This is a genomic window from Streptomyces sp. NPDC057654 (assembly GCF_042800135.1).
GTDB lineage: Bacteria > Actinomycetota > Actinomycetes > Streptomycetales > Streptomycetaceae > Streptomyces.
The window spans coordinates 1-1236 of record NZ_JBHVHQ010001428.1; the positions used below are offsets into that span (position 1 = coordinate 1).

Genomic DNA, 1236 nt, shown 5'->3' on the forward strand with positions numbered 1-1236 from the left:
CACGAAGAAGGGCGCGTTCGCGCTGCCCGTCGAGAGCGCCGCGGACGTCGCCGCCATCGCGGAGGGCGCGCTGCTCGGCGCGTACGCCTTCAACGCCTACCGCAACGGCAGCAGCAAGAAGAAGGACGACAAGAGCGCCCCGCTCGCCGAGGTCGCGATCCTCGGCGGCAAGCCGCGCGACAAGGCGTACAAGGCCGTCGCGGACCGCGCCATCGCGCTGGCGGAGGAGATCAACCGCGCCCGCGACCTGATCAACACGCCCTCCAACGACCTCACCCCGAAGTCGTTCGCCGCCGCCGCGCAGACCGCCGGCAAGGAGCACGGCCTCACGGTCGAGGTGCTGGACGAGAAGGCGCTGGCCAAGGGCGGCTACGGCGGCCTGACCGGCGTCGGCCAGGGCTCCGCCAACCCGCCGCGGCTGGTCAAGATCGCCTACACGCACGCCAAGGCGAAGAAGACCGTCGCGCTGGTCGGCAAGGGCATCACGTACGACTCGGGCGGCATCTCGCTGAAGCCGGCCGGTCACAACGAGACGATGAAGTGCGACATGAGCGGCGCCGCCGCGGTGTTCGCCGCGGTCGTCACCGCCGCCCGCCTCGGCCTCCAGGTCAACGTCACCGGCTGGCTGGCGCTGGCCGAGAACATGCCGTCGGGCACCGCGACCCGCCCCGGCGACGTGCTCACGATGTACAGCGGCAAGACGGTCGAGGTGCTCAACACCGACGCCGAGGGCCGGCTGGTGCTCGCCGACGCGATCACCCGCGCCTCGGAGGAGAAGCCGGACGCGATCGTGGACGTGGCGACGCTGACCGGCGCCATGGTGGTGGCGCTCGGCGACCGCACGTTCGGGATCATGGCCAACGACGACGCCTTCCGCGCCTCGCTGCACGAGATCGCGGGCGAGGTCGGCGAGCAGTCCTGGCCGCTGCCGCTCCCCGCCGAGCTGCTCAAGGGCATGGACTCGCCCATCGCGGACCTCGCGAACGTGGGCGGCCGGATGGGCGGCGGCCTGGCCGCCGGGCTGTTCCTCCAGGAGTTCGTGGGCGAGGGCATCGCCTGGGCGCACCTGGACATCGCGGGTCCCGCGTTCCACGAGAGCGCGCCGTACGGCTACACGCACAAGGGCGGCACCGGTTCCTCGGTCCGTACCCTGGTGCGCCTCGCCGAGCGCACCGCCGCGGGCGACCTCGGCTGACGGTTCGCGCGCTGTTGTCCGTACGGCCCCGGGTCCCGTGC

Annotated in this window: 1 protein-coding gene; it reads left to right on the plus strand. The window is 72.5% G+C overall.

Features of this window, described 5'->3' with window-relative positions:
* A partial coding sequence (locus ACFU99_RS44110; RefSeq protein WP_384404489.1) for a leucyl aminopeptidase occupies nucleotides 1-1195 on the plus strand: 1195 nt, incomplete at its 5' end.
* Nucleotides 1196-1236 lie beyond the last annotated feature (41 nt).